22 protein-coding genes and 2 pseudogenes are annotated in these 21494 nt (G+C 61.7%); 14 read left to right on the top strand and 10 right to left on the bottom strand.

All coding sequences use genetic code 11. The annotated features are described in order from the left end of the window. From PQ627_RS07835 to PQ627_RS07810, 6 genes are all read left to right on the top strand, one after another. Nucleotides 1–459, top strand: a 459-nt coding sequence (locus PQ627_RS07835) for a transketolase-like TK C-terminal-containing protein (protein WP_443192747.1), incomplete at its 5' end; no start/stop codon positions are given. A gap of 183 nt (nucleotides 460–642) precedes the next feature. Next, a complete protein-coding gene (locus tag PQ627_RS07830) occupies nucleotides 643–1881 on the top strand; it encodes a PucR family transcriptional regulator (RefSeq protein ID WP_144659999.1) in 1239 nt (412 codons plus the stop codon). 94 nt (nucleotides 1882–1975) lie between these two features. Then, nucleotides 1976–2905: an ACP S-malonyltransferase gene (locus PQ627_RS07825; RefSeq protein ID WP_274259751.1), complete on the top strand. Its 930-nt coding sequence runs from the start codon at nucleotides 1976–1978 to the stop codon at nucleotides 2903–2905. Continuing rightward, nucleotides 2902–3963, top strand: a complete 1062-nt coding sequence (locus PQ627_RS07820; RefSeq protein ID WP_144659997.1) for a beta-ketoacyl-ACP synthase III — start codon at nucleotides 2902–2904, stop codon at nucleotides 3961–3963. Before PQ627_RS07825 ends, PQ627_RS07820 begins: the two co-directional genes overlap by 4 nt. Before the next feature lie 116 nt (nucleotides 3964–4079). Continuing rightward, entirely contained in the window at nucleotides 4080–4325 is a 246-nt protein-coding gene (locus tag PQ627_RS07815; RefSeq protein WP_011692310.1) for an acyl carrier protein, read from the top strand. Between the two features lie 129 nt (nucleotides 4326–4454). Then, nucleotides 4455–5690, top strand: coding sequence for a beta-ketoacyl-[acyl-carrier-protein] synthase family protein (locus PQ627_RS07810; protein ID WP_274259743.1), 1236 nt, complete (start codon nucleotides 4455–4457; stop codon nucleotides 5688–5690). Nucleotides 5691–5806: 116 nt separating this feature from the next. Here the strand turns inward: PQ627_RS07810 and PQ627_RS07805 are convergent, their stop codons facing one another. From PQ627_RS07805 to PQ627_RS07795, 3 genes and pseudogenes are all read right to left on the bottom strand, one after another. Then, nucleotides 5807–6310: a DUF3145 domain-containing protein gene (locus PQ627_RS07805; RefSeq protein ID WP_018776197.1), complete on the bottom strand. Its 504-nt coding sequence runs from the start codon at nucleotides 6308–6310 to the stop codon at nucleotides 5807–5809. A gap of 237 nt (nucleotides 6311–6547) precedes the next feature. Then, on the bottom strand, nucleotides 6548–7474 hold the full coding sequence (locus PQ627_RS07800; protein ID WP_274259741.1) for a tyrosine recombinase XerC: 927 nt from the start codon (nucleotides 7472–7474) through the stop codon (nucleotides 6548–6550). A gap of 63 nt (nucleotides 7475–7537) precedes the next feature. Further along, nucleotides 7538–8014, bottom strand: a pseudogene (locus PQ627_RS07795) (DNA-processing protein DprA); the annotation flags it as partial. A gap of 12 nt (nucleotides 8015–8026) precedes the next feature. Between PQ627_RS07795 and PQ627_RS07790 the strand changes: the two are divergent. The 4 genes from PQ627_RS07790 (at nucleotide 8027) to PQ627_RS07775 (ending at nucleotide 11521) form a co-directional block, all read left to right on the top strand. Beyond that, on the top strand, nucleotides 8027–9448 hold the full coding sequence (locus PQ627_RS07790; protein ID WP_274259739.1) for a recombinase family protein: 1422 nt from the start codon (nucleotides 8027–8029) through the stop codon (nucleotides 9446–9448). Beyond that, entirely contained in the window at nucleotides 9438–9620 is a 183-nt protein-coding gene (locus PQ627_RS07785; RefSeq protein ID WP_274259737.1) for a hypothetical protein, read from the top strand. The genes PQ627_RS07790 and PQ627_RS07785 overlap by 11 nt, the downstream gene beginning before the upstream one ends. A gap of 823 nt (nucleotides 9621–10443) precedes the next feature. Then, nucleotides 10444–11202, top strand: coding sequence for a hypothetical protein (locus tag PQ627_RS07780; protein WP_274259735.1), 759 nt, complete (start codon nucleotides 10444–10446; stop codon nucleotides 11200–11202). Nucleotides 11203–11281: 79 nt separating this feature from the next. Beyond that, on the top strand, nucleotides 11282–11521 hold the full coding sequence (locus PQ627_RS07775) for a hypothetical protein (RefSeq protein WP_274259733.1): 240 nt from the start codon (nucleotides 11282–11284) through the stop codon (nucleotides 11519–11521). A 751-nt stretch (nucleotides 11522–12272) separates the two neighbouring features. Here PQ627_RS07775 and PQ627_RS07770 read toward each other — a convergent pair. Then, a complete protein-coding gene (locus tag PQ627_RS07770; RefSeq protein WP_274259731.1) occupies nucleotides 12273–12956 on the bottom strand; it encodes a hypothetical protein in 684 nt (227 codons plus the stop codon). An 11-nt stretch (nucleotides 12957–12967) separates the two neighbouring features. Between PQ627_RS07770 and PQ627_RS07765 the strand changes: the two genes are divergently transcribed. The 4 genes from PQ627_RS07765 (at nucleotide 12968) to PQ627_RS07750 (ending at nucleotide 14806) form a co-directional block, all read left to right on the top strand. After that, nucleotides 12968–13318, top strand: a complete 351-nt coding sequence (locus PQ627_RS07765) for a hypothetical protein (protein WP_274259729.1) — start codon at nucleotides 12968–12970, stop codon at nucleotides 13316–13318. Then, the gene (locus tag PQ627_RS07760) at nucleotides 13318–13599 is read left to right on the top strand and encodes a hypothetical protein (RefSeq protein ID WP_274259727.1); all 282 of its coding nucleotides are present in this window, start codon (nucleotides 13318–13320) and stop codon (nucleotides 13597–13599) included. Before PQ627_RS07765 ends, PQ627_RS07760 begins: the two co-directional genes overlap by 1 nt. 337 nt (nucleotides 13600–13936) lie before the next feature. Continuing rightward, on the top strand, nucleotides 13937–14323 hold the full coding sequence (locus PQ627_RS07755) for a hypothetical protein (RefSeq protein ID WP_274259725.1): 387 nt from the start codon (nucleotides 13937–13939) through the stop codon (nucleotides 14321–14323). Between the two features lie 180 nt (nucleotides 14324–14503). Then, nucleotides 14504–14806 carry a hypothetical protein gene (locus PQ627_RS07750; protein WP_274259724.1) on the top strand — a complete coding sequence of 101 codons (303 nt, stop codon included), beginning with the start codon at nucleotides 14504–14506 and terminating at the stop codon, nucleotides 14804–14806. Nucleotides 14807–14813: 7 nt separating this feature from the next. Here PQ627_RS07750 and PQ627_RS07745 read toward each other — a convergent pair whose 3' ends face one another. The 6 genes and pseudogenes from PQ627_RS07745 to PQ627_RS07720 all read right to left on the bottom strand — a co-directional run bounded on the left by PQ627_RS07745 (nucleotide 14814) and on the right by PQ627_RS07720 (nucleotide 21480). Beyond that, nucleotides 14814–15416 (bottom strand): hypothetical protein, encoded by a 603-nt coding sequence (locus PQ627_RS07745; RefSeq protein WP_274259722.1) that lies wholly within the window; start codon nucleotides 15414–15416, stop codon nucleotides 14814–14816. Nucleotides 15417–15504: 88 nt separating this feature from the next. Next, nucleotides 15505–16428: a hypothetical protein gene (locus tag PQ627_RS07740; RefSeq protein ID WP_274259720.1), complete on the bottom strand. Its 924-nt coding sequence runs from the start codon at nucleotides 16426–16428 to the stop codon at nucleotides 15505–15507. Between the two features lie 1281 nt (nucleotides 16429–17709). Continuing rightward, on the bottom strand, nucleotides 17710–18747 hold the full coding sequence (locus PQ627_RS07735) for a toll/interleukin-1 receptor domain-containing protein (RefSeq protein ID WP_274259718.1): 1038 nt from the start codon (nucleotides 18745–18747) through the stop codon (nucleotides 17710–17712). Between the two features lie 33 nt (nucleotides 18748–18780). Further along, nucleotides 18781–19536, bottom strand: a pseudogene (locus PQ627_RS07730) (DNA-processing protein DprA); the annotation flags it as partial. A gap of 37 nt (nucleotides 19537–19573) precedes the next feature. Then, nucleotides 19574–21115, bottom strand: coding sequence for a YifB family Mg chelatase-like AAA ATPase (locus PQ627_RS07725; protein WP_274259716.1), 1542 nt, complete (start codon nucleotides 21113–21115; stop codon nucleotides 19574–19576). After that, entirely contained in the window at nucleotides 21115–21480 is a 366-nt protein-coding gene (locus PQ627_RS07720) for a YraN family protein (protein ID WP_274259773.1), read from the bottom strand. Before PQ627_RS07720 ends, PQ627_RS07725 begins: the two co-directional genes overlap by 1 nt. Nucleotides 21481–21494: the final 14 nt, after the last annotated feature.

Here is a 21494-nt window from a genome sequence, read left to right as displayed (position 1 = left end):
GCCCAAAAAATCCTCAACGACGACTGGGGCGTCGCCGCGACCATCTGGTCCGTGACCTCCTGGAACGAACTCCGACGCGACGGACTCGACGCCGACGACCACGCCTTCCTCAACCCCGGCCAACCCCCACGAACCCCGTTCATCACCGAACAACTCACCGGCCACCACGGACCCGTCATCGCCGTCTCCGACTACATGAAAGCCGTCCCCGACCAAATCCGCCAATACATCCCCAACGACTTCGCCTCCCTCGGAGCAGACGGCTTCGGCTTCTCCGACACCCGCCAAGCCGCCCGCCGCTACTTCAAAAACGACACCCACTCCATCGTCACCAAAACCCTCCAACTCCTCGCCGCCAAGGGCGAAGTTGAAGAAGGTGCCGTGGAAAAGGCGATCGACAAGTACCGGCTCCTCGATGTGAACGCCGGCACCACCGGCGGAGCAGGCGGAGACGCCTAAGTCCCCTTCCGGGACGTCACGCGTCACCAGCACCAACCGCGACGGCGGTCCTCACCAAAGGTGGGGACCGCCGTCGGGCTTTAAGCGCTCTTCGTGACGCCTGGCCGAACGTGACGGGCGACAACGCCAGTTGTAGCCTTCGCACAAATGGAGCTTCCCACCGCGGGGCCGTATGCTCATTCCATGGCAGAGCCCACCAAAACAACTTCAAAGCGCAAGGCAGCGCCCCAGGCATTGTCGCCGGAGAAAGCGGAGACCTTGCGGCAGCTCCGCGCCAACGTCGGGCAACTGTCCACCAGCACGATGCGTCAACTGGAGAAGTCACTCCCCTGGTACAGCCGCCTGAGTTCCGATGAGCGCTCCGCACTGGGCCTGGTCGCGCAGAACGGTATCGCCGCCTTCGTCACCTGGTATGAGCGCCCCAGCTCGCCATCTTGGATCCTTACCGATGTGTTTGGCAACGCTCCCACCGAGCTCACCCGCTCCATCAGCCTGCAGAAGGCCCTGCAACTGATCCGCATCGTGGTTGAAGTGGTCGAAGACCAGGTGCCCGTCATAGCCCCGGAATCCGACCAGCCTTCCCTGCGTGAAGCCGTCCTGCGCTACTCCCGGGAGGTGGCGTTCGCTGCCGCGGACGTCTACGCGCGCGCTGCAGAATCACGCGGCTCCTGGGATACACGCCTGGAAGCGCTGATTGTTGATGCCATCCTCCGTGGCGAGAACACCGATGCCCTGCGGTCCCGGATCGCGGCCCTGGGCTGGAAAGCGCAGGAGCGGTTCACCGTCATGGTGGGCAATTCCCCGTCTGAACCAAGCGCGAGCTACGTCAGCGAACTGCGACGCACTGCAGGACGGTTCGCCGAGGACGCGCTGGTGGGTATCCAGGGTGACCGTCTCATCCTGATCCTGGGTGGGGTGCAGGACCGGGACACGGCCTACGTGAAGCTCAGCGAACTTTTCGCCCCAGGCGCCGTGGTGTATGGCCCCGAAGCCGGATCACTGCTGGAAGCAAGCAGCTCCGCCCAGGCCGCGTTCGCTGGACTCACCGCGGCCCGCGCATGGCCCTCCGCCCCGCGGCCCGTCGCCGCCGACGACCTGCTGCCGGAGCGGGTGGTTTCCGGCGATGACGCTGCCCGGAGATCGCTGATCAAGAACATCTACCGACCCCTTCTGGCGGCCTCGAACGGGCTGGTGGAGACCCTTGGGACATACCTTGAATTGGGACATTCCCTGGAAGCAACAGCCCGGGAACTGTTCGTCCATGCCAACACGGTGCGCTACCGTTTGAAGCGTGTCTGCGACGTCACAGGCTGGGATCCACTGCTCCCAAGGGAGGCGTTTGTGCTCCAAACGGCCCTGGTTGTAGGCCGGCTTTCGGCCCCGCCCAAAGCCGTTCCCGAACGTCATGCGTCACGTTCATAGAACTGAACCGTTGTAGACTTCCTACAAACTGACCCAGTGAGCTTGGTGTACCGAAACACCAGTGGATCACGTGGCAATTTGGAAAGCTGGATACGTGCTTGCAATCGTCTGCCCTGGACAGGGCTCCCAGACCCCCGGATTTTTGGCCCCCTGGCTGGAACTCCCTTCCGTCGAAGGCCAAGTGGCCGCCCTGAGCGAGATCGCAGGCATTGACCTCAAGGCCCATGGCACCACCTCCGACGAAGAAACCATCAAGGACACCGCCGTCGCGCAGCCGCTGATCGTCGCGGCGGGCCTCGTGGCCGCGAAGTCCCTGTTCGACGTCGAGCTGAGCACCCTGCCGGTCATTCTCGCCGGCCACTCCGTGGGTGAAATCACGGCATCCGCCCTTGCCGGCGTCCTCACCGAAGCCGAGGCCATGACCTTCGTCCGCGAACGGGCCAACAGCATGGCCGCGGCAGCCGCAGTGACCCCAACAGGCATGAGTGCTGTGGTGGGCGGCGATCCCGCCGATGTCCTTGCGGCAATCGAAGCCTCCGGCGCCACCCCTGCCAACGTCAACGGCGCCGGCCAGACCGTCGCCGCGGGAACCTTCGAGCAGCTCCAGGCCTTGGCGGACAACCCGCCAGCCAAAGCCCGCGTAATTCCGCTCAAGGTAGCCGGCGCTTTCCATACCTCCCACATGGCACCGGCAGTCAGTGCCCTTGAAGCCCTCAAGCCTTCGTTGTCGCCCAAGAGCCCTTCGGTTCCCCTGCTGTCCAATTACGACGGCAAGGAAGTCACGGCAGGACCTGCCGCCGTCGAAAGCCTTATTGCACAGGTTTCCCGACCGGTCCGCTGGGACCTGTGCATGGAAACGCTGGTGGAACGCGGCGTTACCGGCGTCATTGAACTTGCACCGGCCGGCACCCTGGCCGGACTGGCCAAGCGCGGGATGCCCGGCGTCAAGACCGTCGCAGTCAAAACCCCGGACGACCTGTCCGCGGCTCTCGCACTCTTTGCTGAACTGGAGGGACAGGCATGAGCACGCCGGTACTGAACAAAGCCGCTGTCAATGAGAACTCCCGGATCCTGGGCATCGGCGCATACCGTCCGGATGTCATCGTTACCAACGAGGACGTATGCCAGTGGATCGACTCCTCCGATGAATGGATCCGGCAGCGGACCGGCATCATTACCCGACACCGCGCGGCCGAAGATGTCAGCGTTATCGACATGGCCGAAGGCGCAGCCCGCGAAGCACTTGCCCAGGCAGGCATCGAAGCGTCACAGCTCGGGGCCGTCATCGTCTCCACCGTCACCCACCCCTACGCGACCCCCTCGGCTGCGGCTGCTTTGACCGACCGACTGGGCGCGACGCCGGCACCGGCCTTCGATATCTCTGCCGCCTGTGCCGGGTACTGCTACGGAGTCGCCCAGGCTGATGCCCTGGTCCGCTCCGGCGCGGCCGAGTACGTTCTGGTGGTTGGCGCAGAAAAGCTCTCGGATGTCATCGACAACCACGAGCGCACGATCTCGTTCCTCTTGGGTGACGGAGCCGGCGCCGTTGTGGTTGGCCCCTCCGACACACCCGGCATCGGCCCTTCCGTATGGGGCTCCGACGGCAGCAAGTGGGACGCCATCGGCATGACCCACTCGCTTGAAGACGTCAAGAAGCTCGGCGAGTCCGCCAGGCACTCCGACGAAATTGACGACCCCGCCATCCTTTCGGCAACCCAGGATGTGTGGCCGACCCTGCGCCAGGACGGCCAGACCGTCTTCCGCTGGGCGGTATGGGAGATGGCGAAGGTAGCCCAGCAGGCATTGGACGCTGCAGGCATCGAAGCCAGTGACCTCGCTGCGTTCGTTCCCCACCAGGCGAACATGCGCATCATTGATGAGATGGTGAAGAAGCTGAAGCTTCCCGAGTCTGTGGTAATCGGCCGCGATATCGCGCAAGCCGGAAACACCTCAGCAGCCTCCATCCCCTTGGCAACCCACCGCTTGCTCCAGGAGAACCCTGGCCTCAGTGGCGGCCTTGCCCTGCAGATCGGCTTCGGCGCCGGCTTGGTCTTCGGCGCGCAGGTTGTCGTCCTGCCGTAGAACTGGACCGGCCACTGCGGCCACCAGCCAACTGAATATTCCTGACAAACCCAAACCGTAACCGCGGTTTGCCCCCTTTCCGGCAGCAGCCGGTACAACAAGAAAAGGAGCCAACAATGGCTAGCAACGAAGAGATCCTGGCCGGCCTGGCTGAAATCGTCAACGAAGAGACCGGCCTTGCCACCGAAGCCGTCGAGCTCGACAAGTCCTTCACGGAGGACCTCGACATCGACTCCATCTCCATGATGACGATCGTTGTCAACGCTGAAGAGAAGTTCGGCGTCCGCATCCCCGACGAAGAGGTCAAGAACCTGAAGACCGTCGGCGACGCCGTCAGCTTCATCGCCAACGCACAGGCCTAGTCCTGACACCAGCTGTGCCGGGCCGGGGCGCCAGCCCTTGCGCCCGGCACAGCCGCAATAACGCCCAAAGTTTTCCTGCCGCCCGCGCTCAGAGCGAACGGGACGGCTGATCCGACAGAGAGTGATCGCATGGCACGCAAAGTAGTCATAACCGGTCTGGGGGCCACCACTCCCATCGGCGGCGACGTACCCACAATGTGGCAGAACGCGCTGAAAGGGGTCTCCGGCGCCCGTACCCTCGAAGACGAGTGGGTCGCCAAATACGACCTCCCCGTCCACTTTGCTGCCAGGTGCTCCACGCCTGCCTTGGAGGTCTTGAGCCGGGTTGAGGCCAAGAGGATGGACCCTTCCACGCAGTTTGGCGTCATCGCCGCACGCGAAGCCTGGTCCGACGCGGGAATCGGGGAGATCGACCACGACCGCCTGGCAGTGGCGTTTGCTACCGGGATCGGCGGCGTCTGGACTCTTCTGGATGCATGGGACACCCTCCGGGACAAGGGCCCGCGCCGCGTCCTGCCCATGACTGTGCCCATGCTCATGCCCAACGGCGTAGCGGCTGCCGTCAGCCTCGACCTGGGAGCACGCGCCGGCGCCCACACGCCGGTTTCCGCCTGCGCATCCGGCACAGAGGCTCTCCACCTTGGTTTGGACCTTATCCGGTCCGGCAAAGCTGACGTAGTGGTATGCGGTGGCGCCGAAGCGGCCATCCACCCGATGCCGTTGGCCGCCTTCTCTTCCATGCAGGCTCTCTCCCGCCGCAATGACGAGCCGGAGCGCGCTTCCCGCCCCTACGACCTCGACCGTGACGGCTTCGTCATGGGTGAAGGTGCCGGCGCCCTTGTCCTGGAGGCCGAGGAACACGCCATCGCGCGCGGCGCCCGCATTTACGCAGAACTCGCTGGAACGTCGGTGACGGCGGATGCCTATCACATCACTGCGCCGGACCCCGAGGGCCTTGGTGCCACCCGGGCGCTGAAGGCTGCGATGTTCGATGGCCGGATCCAGGCTGAAGACGTCGTGCACGTCAACGCGCACGCTACCTCCACCCCGGTAGGCGACAAGCCTGAGTACACGGCGCTCAAGGCCGCCCTGGGCTCCCACGTGGACAACATCGCGGTCTCCGCCACGAAGTCCCAGATGGGCCACCTCCTGGGTGCCTCGGGCGCTGTTGAGGCCGTCCTGACCGTGCTGGCCGTCTACGAACGCAAGGCACCGGTCACGATCAACCTCGAGAACCAGGACCCCGAGATCCCCCTCGACGTCGTGACCTCGGTCCGCGACCTGCCGACAGGCGACATCGTCGCGCTGAGCAACTCATTCGGCTTTGGCGGACACAACGCCGTCATTGCGGTGCGAAACGTCTGAAGCTTGCCTTGCCCAAGGACCTCGTCCTTGACATGAAGAGGGCCCCACCATCTGGTGGGGCCCTCTTCATTGCTATGGGGTATCTCGTGGCTGAGCTGTCAGCCCACTTGGTGCTGTCAGCCCACCTGGTGCAGCCAGCGCACGGGGGCGCCTTCGGCTGCGTGCCGGAATGGCTCGAGTTCTTCGTCCCACGCCTCTCCCAGGGCCAACGACAACTCGTGGTAAACAGCGGAAGGATCTCCAGCGCCGGATTCGTACGCGTACCGGATACGGTCTTCGGTCACCATGATGTTGCCGTGCACATCGGTGACGGCATGGAAAATTCCGAGCTCGGGCGTGTGCGACCAGCGGGCACCGTCGACTCCCTGGCTGGGTTCCTCGGTGACCTCGTAGCGGAGATGTGCCCAGCCCCTAAGAGCCGACGCCAATTGTGCCCCCGTTCCCGGAGCGCCGGTCCAGGAAAGCTCCGCTCGGAACATTCCGGGCGCAGCAGGTTGTGGGGTCCACTCAAGATCGGTCCGCTTGTCCACGACCGATCCGATGGCCCACTCGACGTGCGGGCAAAGTGCAGTCGGGGCCGAGTGCACGAACAAGACACCGCGGGTTGTTGCAACAGACATTCCATCCTCCATAGCTGTAGGTACGTCTTCCCCAACGACCTCTGCCTGGATGTTTGCCGATGCTGCCGGATGCCATGAAACTCATGTGGGCCCTGACAGGCTATTCAGTTGTGTAGTCCTGCTGTCGATCTTGGCACAGATCTAACCCTCAAGTGTGAATTGAAGGTTTCCCCGTGGTGCTTTTATTTTGCCGTACGCTGCTGCTTTCCGCCAGTGCGGTGTCTGGTGGGTTCATGTTCAGGCCCTAGGGTGCGCCTGCTGATAGCTGCTCCTGAGCCGGTCAACGGACACGTGCGTGTAAATCTGTGTGGTGGCGAGGCTGCTGTGGCCGAGGATTTCCTGGACGGCACGCAAGTCGGCGCCTCCATCCAGAAGATGCGTCGCCGCACTATGCCTCAGCGCGTGGGGGCCCGTGGCCGAGGTGTCACCGAGGGCCTGGAGCAACTCGCGGACCACGGAGCGGATCTGCCGGGGATCGACCCGGTTGCCCCGTACGCCCAGAAACAGCGCCGGCCCGCTTCCTGCAGCCGCCACAGCCGGTCGGCCCCGCCTTAGCCAGTCATCCACGGCCAGGGCAGCTGGAACGCCATACGGCACAGTGCGCTCTTTGTTTCCCTTGCCCAGCACACGCAAGGTTCGTCGGTCCGGGTCCAGGTCATCAATGTCCAGTCCAGCAAGTTCGCCGACCCGGACACCTGTGGCGTAAAGCAGCTCCACCATGGCCCGGTTACGGAGGGCCATGGGACCACCGTCTTCAGCGGCGATGTTCAGGTCATCAACCATGCGGGTGATCTGTTGCTGCTGCAAAACACCGGGGAGAGACTTGCTGCGCTTGGGCGCCTGCAGCCGTACCGCCGGGTCGGTGGAGATCAGTTCTTCCCGTAGCGCCCAGCCGGTGAAGGACCTGGCGGTTGCCGCACGTCTGGCCAGCGTAGCCCGGGACATTCGCGCCTCACTCTGGGCGCCGAGCCAACGCCGAAGGGACCCGAGCTCGAGTTGGGCCAGGTCTTGGACCCCCTCTTCAACTGCAAAAGCGAGAAGGCTCTCGACATCGGCTGTGTAGGCACGTACGGTGTGGGCCGACCGGGCGCGCTCACCCTCAAGGTATCGACGAAATCCCTCGACTGCGTCGGCCAGGGCTGCAGGTAGTGATCGTCCGTCCACTCTTCCAACTCTGCCAGCAGTCGTCGTCCGGCGCCTGCACCAACATGCCGGCTACCGAAGTCGCTAAGCACTCTTTCTACGCTTCCATGCACCCCGTTCCGAAACGGCCAGGCCCAACAGCCCCAGACGACCAAGGCCGGCACGAACTGCAACGGGACTCAAACCCGCTACGACGGAAAGTTTTTCCACGGAACTGGAAGAGCGGAGGGGCAGTGCATCCAGAAGAATAAGGTCCTCCAGCGACAACCCATCATGGACAGCCGCGGCCTCGTCTTTGTCCTCGGCGTCGGACTCACCTATGGCTCCGGCGAGCTCGGCGATCTCCCCCACGTCCGTCACGCACACGGCTCCCCCTTCCCTGAGAAGGCGGTGGCAGCCGGCCGAGTTGGCGCTGTGGATTGACCCGGGAACAGCCGCCACCACGCGACCTATCGACTCAGCATGATGCGCCGTATTCAGTGCCCCTGAACGCCACCGGGCCTCCACCACCACGGTGACAGAGGCAAGGGCGGCAATGAGCCGGTTCCGTTGACAGAAACTACGATTAGAAGCATGACCCGTTTACACACTATCGCGGCGATTTATGCCCGCCAGTCCGAGGACGTCGCGGAAGGTATCGCCAATCAGAAGAAGCGCTGCACTGCCCTCATCGAGGCTCGTGGCTGGGGCGTGGGAAAGATCTACGAAGACAACGATACGAGCGCTGCTAAAGAGCGAGGCCCCGGCACCGCGTGGCACCAGATGCTCTCGGAACTCGAACCGGGCGACGTAGTCGTTTCCGTCGACATTGATCGGCTCCTGCGTTCTCCGCGCGACATGATCGCCATTGCTGACTCCGGCGCCCGCGTGCTCACCGTCGACGGCGAAATTGACCTCACGACGGCCGACGGCGAATTCCGCGCAACCATGCTCGCCGGAATCGCCCGCTTCGAGGTCCGCCGCAAGAGCGAGCGCCAAAAGCGTGCCAACGAGTCCCGCGCTGCCAGCGGTCGCCCCATTCCGGGCCGTCGGCGTTATGGCTACGAAAGCGATGGGATCACGCCCCGGGAGCCGGAAGCGGTGATCGTCCGCCGCCTTTTCACACACGTAGCGGAAGGAGGGTCTCTCAGATCCGCCGTCAAATGGCTGGAGGCCGAGGGCATCAGTCCGTCGCCTGGCAAGGAATGGAGCGCTCGACGGATCACCGACATACTGAAGAATCCTCACTACACCGGCCGCGTTCGCCATCTGGGCGCGGTGATTGAATCCGACTCAGTAATTCCCATCGTCGAGACAGAATTGGCCGCCGAAGTTGTCGCGATCCTCAACGATCCTGCAAGGAAAACGAGCCCGGGCCCCAAGCCCCGACATCTCCTGTCCGGTTTGATGCACTGCGGAGAGTGTGGAACGCCCATGACCTACATGCGCTCCTACCTATGCAAGGCAGATCTTTCACACGTCTCCATCTTGAAAAAGATCGTCGAACCCCTCGTTCTCGATGAAATCGCCAAAGCCTTCATCACTGGCGGCTCCGGACTTTTCCCGGCGTCGCCTAATGGGTCAAATATTCCCGCACTGATTGCCGCTCATGAGAAGAACGTCGCTCACGTAGCCTCTACCCTTGCGGACCGAGACGAAGGACTCATACCTCAGACCATCGCCCGCGCCCGCCTGATGGAGTTGAAGGCAGCGAGGGAATCGATCGAAAAGGAACTCGATCGAGCAAGGTCTGAGAAAGGCGCGGCTTCCGCTTTGCTAGACATAGCCCACGGCCTTCTAGTGAAATCCGAAGTCAACATGGCCGAGTTCGCGGACATGAAAAAGACAGTCCTGGCTCGCTTCAACGAGCTCGACCTCGACAAGCAACGCGAGATCGTGAGGGCTCTCCTCTATATTGAGGTTCGCTCAGGAAGGGAGATCTCTCGCGTCTGGATCGAGCATAAGCTCGCCACCCATTTGAACCCCGACGCGCCGGATAGGAGCTATGACGATTAGGGACGCAAACCACGCCAGCGACAGGATCTACGGCACTGGTCCTCCCATGGAACTCACATACAAGCCTGACGCCGCCGACTATCGGCGCTGGCTCCTGACTGACGCCGAGAGGACCGTGCGCGCCGAGGAAGAGCGCCTCACGTCAGGCGAAGAAGATAACGAACGCGTGTAAACGCTCTGAAGGCCCTTGCCATTATCGGCGGGGGCCTTCTCGTGCGCCGAGGTGGCCGGTGACGGCGCCGAGGAGGGACAACTTACGAGCGTCATGGCGAAACGATGACGAAATGACGGTTCATTCGTCATTCTCTATCTCCCCTTAAAGACTCTCTCTCTTAAAGCCCTAATAGGAAATGACGCTTCTTCCGTCATTTCGTCATGGTTCCGTCATGAGCCTTCCACGGCGACGCCCGCCACCGGCCACCGGCCCTCCCCGGCGAAACTTTCCAGAAAAGTTCCCTCTCCCGTGAGCAGAAACAGCGTCCCTGGCTCTCTCTATATGTAGGGACACGACTGTCCCGCGTGGCTCCTCGGGGACGAAGAGCAGCCACTCACGACAGGCGTCGAGCCTCCCCGCCATGCTTCCAACGGGTGAGCGCTCCGCCCGTCGCCTCGCTTCCAAGCCGGCTACCCGAGACCGACCGGCCTCTTTTTAGGCCTAAAACCGTGACATTGCCCTGACAACCGACCCGTTGAGAGGAGCGACCCTATGCTCTGCCCAGTCTGCAAAAAACAGCCCCTCACAGGCCGCCGCGAAACATGCTCAGAGCGATGCCGCCAACGCCGCTCCCGCACGAACCGAGCAAGCCGAGTGGCCCGAGCACGAGAAATCCTAGCCCAGCAAAGCGTCGCTCTCGCCAACGGTGCCGACCCAGTGGTGATCGCCCAACTTTCCCGCGACGCGCGCCGACTCCTCGGCGAGTAGCCGCGCGCCTGAGCCTCACCTATGCCCTCCGGCGTCATCCCCCGCGCCGGTAAACCCACCGAAAGGAACACCCTTGACCGTCAGCCGATCCGAGCTTTCCGCCCATATGAACAGTCTCAACGGACTTGCCTCCTTTGACGGCGTCCGCCTCCCTCTACCTGAGGAGCGCGCCCTAATCCCAGGCGCCGACGAGGCCTTTGCAGCCTTCGAGGCCCAGAACGCGGCAGCCGCACCCCTCCAGGCTGAGGCAAGGAAGCTCTCGCGTGAGCTGTACGACTTGCGCGGTTCTAAGCATCCAGCCCGCAAGTACGACCAGGATCGCGAGGACGAAATCGTCCTTCGGCGCGCGCAAGTCGAGGCGGAACTCCGCCGAAATGCTCAGCTGGCCAAGGCTCGCGGGCTCGACTTTCTCATGGCAGTTTTCGCCAACCCCCGCCGAGACGGAACCCGTCGGCAGGCCGCCCGACTCGCCCTTGAAGCCCACGAGGCCGCCCTCGAAGCTCACGCCGCACTGGAAGAAGCCCTCCGGAAACGCGACGCGCTGTATGTCAGCGCGGGCTCACCTTCGGCGCATGAACATCACCAGCACACTCAGCGCCACGCCCACCGCGACGGCCGCGCAAGGCAAGCGCAGTGGCTCGTCACCCAGATGGTTTCCGAATTCCCCGCCGCGTCAGTGCAGGTCGTTGCCGACGGTGGTGAAGTTTTGACGGCCGAACAACTCGAGGCAAAAGCCCTTGAGAGCGCCCGTACCGTCGAGCAGCGGGTCATAGCTGCCAGCCGCGAACGCGGCCGCCGCCAGGACATCATCGACCGCAACTCCGAGAACTGATGGACACTGCCCCCTCAACGAGCTCGCCCTCCCACAGCTCGAAATCACCCCCGTTCGAAAGCCGTAAAGGAATCTGAGCATGGAACGCTACAACATCACTGAAATCGTCAAGGCCGCCAAGCGCCGGACAAAGCTCCCCGAGAACTTCGACGACCTCGACGAAACGACCAAAGAACGCATCCGGCGCCAAGCCCAAGCCGATGAGATGACACCCGAAGCCCTCTACGAAGTGATCAAGGCCCGGCGTGCCCGCGATCTCGACCCCAACGGCAACGGCTTCGACCCGGACGCTATCGCCAAGGCAGCACTCGCCCGGTAAACCCGGGGCAGCCAGACCCCAGACAACCCCCGAGGGGCACCGGGAACACAGCATCCGGCGCCCCTCGGCGTTCCCATCACCTCACAGAAAGAACGTTCATCCCAACGTGGAACCCACCAACACCGCCGCCCCCGTCCCTGCCTCAGTCCTCCGTGAGGTCGAGAAGCGTATAAGCGGACTGGCACGATTCGCTGGCGTCGATCATCGAATCGCGCCGAACGCATTCCGCAAGCCGTTCTCCCATAAGAATTGGCGAGCGCTCCCCCAAGACATTCGCCTAGAGAACATCCGCGCCCGGCTAACCGAGCAAATGGCGCAGCAACACGCGGAGCGCATTAGCCGCCGCCCCGAACCCGAGGCCGCCGAAATCACGGCCAAGGCCCTAGAACAGTCAGCAATCCCGGCGAGCCGATACGTCGTGCCATGCGCCGATGGGTGCGGCAAATTCCACCCAGCGAGGAATGCCAAACCGGTCGTGGTCACGTGCCGCAACCGGGGTGCGGACCGGAAGCCAAGCCCAGCAGACCGAGGCGATAACGCAATCGAACAGAAGCTCGCGCAGTTGCGCCGGAGCCAATCGTCGAAGGAATGACCACTAACAAGCGGCCTAGTCGGCGCCTTGGACCCTGGGGCATACCTCCTCCCCCGCCCCCTCTTCTTCTACCGGTAGGCATAGCGCCTCAGGCCAGGCGTGCGTGCCGTGATTTCCGAGTTGCGAGCGCTGTCCTACCGGCCGTTACACAGTGCGCGTCTACCGGCGCAGGTTCTCCAGTTTGAAGGTCTTTTCACCAAAGTCGTTACGAAAAGTGATCATGTCGTTCCCCAGGGCCCCGTACTCGTCGGACTCGGACTCGCTCCATTTCAAGCACGCATCCAGTAGATAGTCGAGGCAGCTAATGTAAAGCTTCACAGCGCCTTCGGTGTACGGCTCATGGTTCTGGCGGCACCGCCTTACGTAATCATGCGCCAGCCATAGGAAGCCTGGCCAAGCGCCCAACTCTTCACCGAGAACGCCGCTCGTGCCAATTTCAAGACGCCAACGATGGATCCCCTCTGTCACACGATCCAGGTGTGGCCGGTGATCGAAGTCGGGGTGTTTCGCCCCTGCCCGAAGACCAGTCAGCCCACTCACGATGACAGCCATCGCGGCTCTTTCCCGCTCACGGCGCGCTTCCAAACGTTGTTCACGCAGCTGCCGATTCAGGCCTTCCTGTTGCTGACGAAGCTGAGCTTCAAGGCTCGATCGCTGCTCGCTTAATTGCTTCTCCGCCAGCTCAGCTTGCTTCTTCGCGGCGTCCTCGGCCAACGCCCGCTGATGCCTGTTTGTACGCCGAAGCACGAGCAACGCGACCAATGTCGCGGCAATCGCCCCGGTGACAGAGCCGATAAATCCACTCCACAGCTGCAACCAGCCCTCTTGACCAATACCCCACATGAGGAGATCTTATGACTGAACTCATTCCCAGCCATCTCGGCGCGGCTGGCCACGCCCTTTACAAGGCCGCCGTCGAGGAGTTCGAACTATCGCTGCCGGAACAAGCCGCATTGCTCCAGAGTGCGGAAACAATCGACACTCTCCGAATCATCGAGGACGAGATCCGAAAAACTGGGCCCGTCGTTAATGGAAAACCCTCGCCCCTGCTCGCCGAGGCCCGCCAACAGCGGACAATCCTGGTGCGCCTCCTCGGCCTTCTCGACCTTCGACTCGAAGACGACGAAGCGCCAGGCGAGAACGGCGTCCGCCCTTCCGTTTCCCGAGCCGCCCGCAAAGCAGCCCGTGCACGGTGGTCCAAGTAATGGCACGACGCAAGACCGCTCCCACCCCACCCCTCCGCTCCGCGTCGCTCGCTACCGTGGCCCCGCTGATACTCAGCCCCGCCGAGGTCGCCGCCGTAGGAATCGTACGAGCAGCAGTGATCGCCGTCCAGGCGCTCCCGCTTCACCGGGCGAGCTGGGAAGCCGCACGAGCGACTCGCCAGGAATCATCCCTAGCCCTGCACGTCGCAGCAGCGGCAAACCTCATCCGGCGCACCGCCGAAGCCCACGCCCGCGCAACTTCCACCCCTCCAAAGCCCTAGCCGTAAGAGAGGAATCAGATCAATGTAGTCCCTGAAACCAAAGAATGCGCCCAGTGTGGTCCGCGCTTCGTGTCCCAGTTTCGGCGACGAGCTGGAGGGCGACGAAATTCGATTTGCCGCCGCTGCACAAAGCTCAACACCCGCCGCTCTTGTTGGGAATCTCGCCGACAGAACGGCTAGGAGCCCCTGTAACAAAAGGTCTCTCGCCAGCCCAGGATCCTACTTCCCAGGCTGCGTGGGGGGCCTTTTCTCATTTGTCGGCGGGCGCTCCGGAGCCAGCTGCGTTCTGCTGACGAGTAGAGTGACGCATAACACCACCAACCGATCCGGGGGAATCATGAAGAACCTGCTAGCGCCTTTGGCCGTGTCCGTTCTGATGCTGACCGCTTGCGGCGGCACATCGGCGCCGGTGCCGCCAAAGAGCGCTACGGCCACTCCGACAGTCGACGAGCTCGACAAATATACGCAGACCTGGACAAAGTCCTATTCCAAGACCACTTGCTCGGATTGGCTGAAAGTCATGACACCTGCTCAGCAGTTCGCCGCCGCTGCCGATATCCTCACCAGCGGACGGAACAAGGTAGATAAGGGCACAGGTATGCCCCCTGACTCACTGATCAAGGACTTCCAGGCCGCCACTACTGAATACTGCGTCATTCCCACCATGACGCTCACAGACGCAACGTACGCCGTATACATGGACGGGAGAAAGTACCGCCCATGACCAGCAAATTCCTTTCCAGGAGTCTCAATCGCTGTCGCAGCTAAAGAGTAGGGTGGCTGCATGGTTAACGACTTTGAAGATGATGATCACACGCAATTCATACGGCTAGAGGGGACAGGAGGCGCGGACAAAGACGATCATGTGCTTTCCCGCGCTGCCTTCCAACTTCATAGTTTTGGCATGATGAACAGTTTGCGCGGCGGAAACCCCGGCTTCGTATCCGACGACTATCTAAACGACATCTCAGCCGAGACAACACTTACGGCAATGGAGCTTGTCTCCGCTGGGCTCTGGGAACGCTCGAAGGATGGCTACCTCATTACGGATCCCCAGATGCTCGAAATGGCAATGATGGTCAGCGAGCAAATGAAGGACTCCTTCCCGTACGAGCCCGAAGAGTGTCCCGATCACGAATTCGGACCAAACAGCGGCGCCCGGTGCCGCCGTTGCGGAATCGAGCTCGACGACGAGGACGTCCGCTAAGCCCGTTTCAGGCGGGAAGGAACACCATGCTCAGCGCTTCGGGGTCACCTGGCTCTATCGGGCGCAGCGTGCCGAACTCTTTGCGTTGCCACCTCTGGCCCGTTCCATCCGTGAACTGAACCTCCCGTTGCGCTTCAAAGTCCTGTGGATCCTGGTAGATCGAAGTGCGGAACTTCTCGGAGCCACCGGGTTCGATCATGGGCCACGTCTTACAGATCTCTGTTGGAGAGGTATCCGCTCCTGGCGCCCCAGGGCGAAGCCTTTGCACGACCGACACCATTGAGATCGGTTCATCTCCGCCGTTGTGCACCTTCCAATCGACGAATTGCCGGGGTTCCCCCATGGACGGATGGAAGCCTGACTGTGACTTGGTGGAGATAACAGTCACTTTGGCCGCCAGACTCCGCTTTCTTGCCTCAGCCTCTGCTAGTTGTTGTCGCCGGAAAAGTTCCCGGTCGGCCATCGCTTCCTTGCGCTCATCCGCGACTCGTTTGCTGTCCCTGAGTCCAAACCAAAGAGCCACAGAAACGGCGCCTATAGTTCCGACAGCTGCAAGCCAGTCAGGAACGGAACCCCAGTCTTGCAACGCCATTAACGCTGAAATATTCACTGTGCGAGGATACCTCGTCAAGGGGAGAAGAACTGCCTACCCAGGGAATGAGGAAATGCTGACTTCCACACGTGCACGATGCCGCTTACTAGTCGTTTCCGTATTCACCCTCTGTTGATAGAAGGAATTCGTCGCCTTGGACCTCGAATGGTTCGTGGAGTCCTGCCAATTCCAGGAGAGCGGGCTCGTCTAGGACCAGCTGACATTCCGAACAGGAGAAGTGGTCTGGCAGCGCATCGGCTGCACCCCATGAATCATATTCTCCAGTGCTCGAGTCATAATAGCCGTCGGTTCGCTCATCTTGCACTTCCTCGGCTTCAAGCAGTCCCGAACTCGAACACGCCGGACACGTAGCGCTCTCTGCGTAACTCAGGCCCGCCGACAATTGGTATGGCGTCTTCCACGCTTTCCGCATTTTCTCGGACAAATCTCCCCGAGCATGTTGCCCGAATCGCTGTCGGGCCCGGTGCACGAGCGCGTCATATCGCTCCTGCATGTACTGCTGGTTCTGTTCAAGGAATTTTTCCACGATCCTTTCGCGGCGGAAACCCACCAGTTGGTCGATAGTCCTGTCCTGCCCAGTAATCAACGTACTGGCGCAACTCCAAAACCTCTGCCACCACTTATCAGGAGTTTGGCCTCCAAATCCAACGCCCGCGCCATGAAGGTACTCATTTCGCGCGTTCGATATGTCCGTGGCCAGGGCGAGATCAAACGTCGGGAATGCGCGTTTGCACCTCTTAAAGACCGTCGACGCCTTTACGGTCGTAAACTTGCCGTCCCCCTCGCCGATTCCTAGTGCGGCAAGGATGTTCTTTCCTTCCTCGGTTGGCTCGGCGATAAGTAGCGGCGATATCCTTGCCAACGCGGACTTGCCGAGCAATTCGAGGGCCAGTGACGCCCACAAGGCTTGCTCATCGAAGGACTGGGGGTTCCGATCGTCCATGGCACGGCTGATGAAAAGTTTCGCTTTCAGCCAGAGCGCCTCGTGATCGTACGACTGATGGCTCACGCCCGGGCTCCAATTCTGTAGGCGACCCGCGTCACTTCACGAGCAACATCGCTTTCGTCCACCTTCGCTCGTCCATGAAGGGCCCGGCGATTCGCTATCAAGAGATACGAATTCGGAAGGGACCATTGGACAGGGGTGGCCTTGTCCTGAAGCGATCGCATGTACTCAGCCGCATCCCGCGCCCTTTCGTCCGCAGGTTCCATCACGTTTGGATCATATCGGAGCCTTCGATCTTCCAAGACTGGAGCCAAAAAAGCAGCGGGCCCGCTTCCCACGATGAAGATTCCATGCCGAAGGTACTCGGATGGAAGATATTTCCCAGCGCTGACGAGCCTAAGGTCCATCTCTTTGATGCTGAGGACGTTTGTAGGTGTCTCATTCGGCGCCTCGCAGAATAGAAGCACGGCGTCAGGAGGATCGGGGAAGTGTGCACCGTCCACATGAAGCGGTTGCTCATCGAGCCCGTACGCGGCGCTGATTGAACGTGGATAAGGCGCAGCCGACTGCGAAGTGGGACGAAGCACGGTAGTAGTTCCTTGCCCCGTTCGGTTTTCCACTTCTTGCCACTTCTCGCGTCTCGCTTCGGTACGCAAGACGGTCAGGCTTGGAGTTTGACCGATGGACCATCCATCCTGTTGCGCTTGTTTCCAAGCTTCCTGCAGACTCTTGATCCCGTTCATCCCCTTGATGTGCACAAAGCCTATACTTCCAGCGAGAGCTTACCCGACCCGCTTCGCCCGTAGAGTCACGGATTAGCATCCCAACTACTGCAAGAAGGAGGGTAATGAACATGGAAGTAACCACAGCCGAGGGCGCCACAGTCCAAGTATTTAAAGTGGATTCACCCGTACAAATTGTCGTGTCTGGTCCGGATGCCCTAAAGGAGCGCGTAGTTTTGTGGGCGCCCCATAGACGTAAGCCCATTGAACCAAGCATCGAACTCGTTTTTACCCTTGCCGATGTGCCAGCTTCTGGCACTCTGACCTTGACCTCAAACTCCTGGGCACTGGCCCATGACCTCGCCGAGAACGGCTTGAGGGATGCCCTCGCGACCGCGAAGCGGCCGTGCCTTGTCAGCGCCCAGTTAGTACTCGTCAGCTTTTTGGCGAAAAACGGGATAAATGCTGGTCAGTTAGTGAGTTACGAGCGCTTACGCCTCGTCCCACTAAAGGCGCCGGAGTCATCCCAGAACTCGCCACGGTAACCTTCGGGCCTCAAAAGGGAGGTACTGCAAATGTCGCGACAGTCGGTCTCACCCTTGAGGGCGCTTCCACCGATGCGTCAGGCTCCAGCCTTTAGGTCTCCCATACCGGATGGGACAGCACTCTTGTCCTCGTCGCCCTCGTCGTCGCCGCAGGGCAGGTCAAAACCTTCCTTGAAGGTCTTGGTCAGGCGGTGAAAGTCTAGTTGCTCAAAGGTTTCCAGGGAACAATCAGAGCATTCGCCGGCCACTGCTTGCCTCGTCGCTGCGAAGACAACCTCATTGGCCTTCTGGAATCGGTCAGCGGCGGACCAGAAGGAAAGCCGAATGTCCTGATCGTCGGGGATGAGTGCACCGTCGTCTGCTTCGTGTATGTCTGCCGGGTTTCCGGACACCACTTGGAAGTTTAGCGAACGGATCTTAGTCAGTGCGGTGAGGAGCTTGTCGGCCGTCATACCAGTTATTCGGCTAAGTTTGTCCAGGGAGATATGCGTGTACTCAGGCAGCTCGCCACCACACCCGTGAAGCAGAGTAGCCCCTACTGCACGACGTTCGTCCTTGTTCATGCGCTCTAGCGCCTCGTAGAAGTCGTGAGCGATCTCGACGATGGCTCGACGTTGAGCCTTTCGCTTTTTAGGCTCATAGGTCAGCATCTCAAGCAAAACATCTGGGTTAGCTGGCATTCCCGGCTCTGGCTTCCGGGGGCCCAGCTTTTGGACGATAAGGCGCGCCAATTCGAGAGGCGTCGTAGTGTTGGCATCGATGTAGCCAATGGTGTCTCGCAGGCCAGGGATCTTTGTGTCATCGAATTTGACGGGCAGTATGTACTCGCCCTTTTCTTTAATGGCACGCTCTTGAGCAGATTGCCGCTCGTGGTCGGTCCAGACCTTGCGCTTGTACGCTTCCGACGCGAAGAGGACACAGTATCGGCTAGCTCGACTGTAGATTTCGTCCAGGTGGTCGTAAAGGTTCTTTCCCCACAGATCTACCTTCTCAAACTCGTCGAAGAAGACCCTCACCCCGACATTTTGCAGGGGACGCGCAACCTTTTGGACGTAGCTCCGCTGCTCGCCCGCGAACGACAGCGCCACATCATACTTCCATTCATTTTCAGACACTCCTCAAATATGTAGCTACCCCGAGTGCCTCTTGGCAGCCAATACATATATTTTACAATTCCGTTGCAGGAATCTGTACCGTGTGGGGGCCGAACCCGGGGGAACTTCCGAAATAACAGCTCCCTGGGTGCAGACCGCCCGCAGGAGGTCCTCGTTCCCGGAGGGGTAGAAGCGGTCGACTCCCCCGGCCATGACCGCGATGGTGGGCAATCCGGCTACTCCTCCATTGAGTGCTCCGCGGTGCGCGTGGGCGTCGATGCCATAGGCCCCGCCGGAGACTACGGTGAAGCCCCGCTGGGCCAGTCCATAAGCGAAGTCTCCCGTGACCGATGCACCGTAGCCGGTACTGTCACGGGAACCCACCAGCGCGATGGAGTGGGGTGCTGACGGCAGCTCCTGTTCGTGCCCCCGCCACCACAGGCAAAGGGGTTCCTGAAGGCCAAGATCGGACAACTGTTCCGGCCAGAGGTCATCTCCGGGAATGATCAAACGGCCCCCAAGCCGCCGCATGGTCTCCAAGTCCCGTTCTGGAGCCAAGTCGGCAACACGCGGTGCCCATCGCTTGAGACTGTCCTGGAGCCCCGGCCAGCTTGCAGGTCCTCCCGCGTCGCGGAGCACCGCGGAGATCTCCTGTTCCAAGGCAGGTCCAGTCCGAAGTTCCCCTGTTGCAACGCCCAGCGCGTCAACAGCCCCCGCTACCTGGACCAGGGCCAGGCCCACGGAGTCCTGGGGTTCCATCAGCCGCGCCAGTGCTGCACGGGCAGTCCTGTTCTTGTCCTGCTCGTTCATTCCTGCCACTCCCGTTTCCCGTTCGAATGCATGGTGCTCATGCCGCTCCCGCAGCCTCTCTCAGGCCCAGCGCCTGCCCAATGTGGTCATCATCGGGCTTGTCGCTCCGGTCAAGATCCGCAAGCGTCCACGCGAGCCTCAGGACGCGGTCGTAGCCCCGCGCCGTCAGGACTCCCCGCTCCAATGCGGTGTCCAGGATCCGTGTGGTTCCCGGGGACAACCGAAGTTGGCCCCGGAGTGTACGTCCAGGGACTTGCGCATTGGTCTCGAGCCCGAAATCCCGCAGTCGAAGCAACTGCCGTTCCCTGGCCGCCAGCACCCGCCCTGCGACCGTGCCTGTGTCTTCTTCTTTCCCGGCGCTACCGAAGTCCGCCAAGGACACCCTTTCCACTTGCAGTTGAATATCGACGCGATCCAGCAGCGGGCCTGACATCCTTCCGAAGTAGCGGCGTCGCATCATCGCCGTGCAGGTACACTCCAGCCCTTTTCCGGAAGCTTTGCCGCAGGGACAAGGATTGGCGGCAAGTACCAACTGGAAGCGTGCAGGATAGGCAGCGGTGCCAGCTGACCTGTGGATGACCAGCTCGCCACTCTCCAGTGGCTGCCGGAGGGCGTCCAGCACCCGTCGTTCATACTCCGGAGCCTCGTCAAGGAACAGCACGCCCCGGTGGGCACGTGAGGCGGCGCCGGGGCGTGGAAGCCCCGAACCGCCACCGATGATGGCCGCAGCCGTTGCACTGTGGTGCGGATTCTCAAAAGGCGGCCGCCGGACCAACCGAACGGCAGAGGCCTGGACCGCGGCCAAGGAATGGATGGCGGTCACCTCCATTGCCGCCGTATCCGACAGGTCCGGCAACAATCCAGGAAGTCTCTCGGCCAGCATCGTCTTGCCGGCTCCCGGCGGGCCGGTCAGCAGCATGTGGTGTCCCCCGGCAGCAGCGACTTCCAGAGCCCGCCGCGCTTCGCCTTGCCCAGAGACATCGCAAAGGTCGGGTGTCATGACCAGGCCATCGACGTGCGGGCCAGGGGCGTCCTCATCCACGGGGTCATAGCCCAGGACGAGGTCCTTCGGGTCTGCACCAAAGTCGTACGCGAGCCGGGCCAACGTTCTGTACCCGCGGACGTTCGCTCCGGGCACCAGCGCAGCCTCCGCAACATTCGCCTCAGCCACCACGATGTCCGGATAGCCGGCTCGGACGGCGGCCATCACCGCGGGCAACATTCCACGGACCGGCCTCAGCCTGCCGTCCAGGCCAAGCTCAGCGATGAACACTGTTCCGTCGATGGATCTGATGTCGTTGGCGGCCCTCAGCACTGCCATAGTGATCGCGAGGTCGAACCCCGAGCCACGTTTCGGAAGTGAAGCGGGAATGAGGTTCGCCGTGATCTTCCTGCGGCTCAGAGGTATCCCGGAGTTCTGCGCGGCCGAGCGGATTCGCTCCTTCGCCTCGTTCAAGGCAGCGTCGGGAAGGCCGAGAATAACGAAGTTGGGAAGTGTTTGGCCGATATCGGCCTCCACTTCAACGATGTAGCCGTTCAGGCCCACCAGCGCGACACAATAGCTGCGACCCACCCCCACTACCCAACACCCCGAAGGTGTTCAAGAACGGGATCACCGAAGCCGTTGTCGACCACCGACACCACGTCAACACGCTGACGCTGTGCCCTGAAGTCGTGGGCGCGGCACCAGGACGAGACAAGCCGATGGAGCCGTGCCAGTTTGGCCGTTCCTACCGCCTCGAATGGATGCCCAAAGTCCAGGCTCCTCCGGGTTTTGACTTCGGCCACCACCAAGGTGTCCCCGTCAATCGCAACGATGTCGATTTCCCCTTCGGGACACCGCCAGTTGCGATCAATGATCCGCATCCCCTGGTCCGCCAGGAAATCCGCCGCCAATGCCTCGCCATATTGGCCCAGCAGGTCTTTTGCCCTCATGGCCATCACCTCCACTGTCCAGC

The sequence above is a fragment of the Paenarthrobacter sp. AB444 genome (genome assembly GCF_028736865.1).
In the GTDB taxonomy this organism is placed as follows: domain Bacteria; phylum Actinomycetota; class Actinomycetes; order Actinomycetales; family Micrococcaceae; genus Arthrobacter; species Arthrobacter nicotinovorans_B.
This window is presented reverse-complemented; position numbering and strand designations above follow the sequence as displayed.